Source organism: Neisseria sp. P0021.S007 (assembly GCF_051956855.1).
This window is the reverse complement of sequence record NZ_JBQCXA010000799.1, coordinates 1-538: the sequence shown is the minus strand read 5'-3', so window position 1 is coordinate 538 and position 538 is coordinate 1. Positions and strand designations below refer to the sequence as shown.

Genomic DNA, 538 nt, shown 5'->3' with positions numbered 1-538 from the left:
CTCCACCACATCGAGCCCGGCCCCGCCAGCAAAAGCTACGGCATCGCCGTCGCCAAACTCGCCGGCCTGCCCAACCGCGCCCTCAAAGCCGCCCAAAAACATCTGGACGAACTTGAAGCCCAAGCCGCCGCCAACCGTCCGCAGTTGGACATTTTCAGCGCCATGCCGTCTGAAAATAGAGTGGGTGAGGAAGAACAGGAAATTGAACCGGTTTGCCATGCCCAGACCGATGAGTTGGCCGAAGCGTTGGCGCAAATCCAGCCCGACAACCTTACGCCGCGCGAAGCCTTGGATGCCTTGTACCGTTTGAAAGATATCTGCAACAAGGTGTCGTAAACAACACAAAGGCCGTCTGAAACAGGAGAAACATATAATGAGTTTTGCTGACATTACCGTGGTGGGTATTACCGGCGCAGATTCTTATACCGAGGGCACGATGTACGCCGTTGCCCGCAGTTGCGCCGAATTGCCCGGAAGCCGTGGATTGCTAATCAGCCCAAGCCGTCCGCAAGGTTTGTCCTGTCTCTTCTACCCATCT

At 56.1% G+C, this 538-nt stretch carries 1 pseudogene; it reads left to right on the top strand.

The features are described 5' to 3' along the window. Positions 1-336: pseudogene (locus ACTHUR_RS16020) on the top strand (DNA mismatch repair protein MutS); the annotation flags it as partial. Between the last annotated feature and the right edge of the window lie 202 nt (positions 337-538).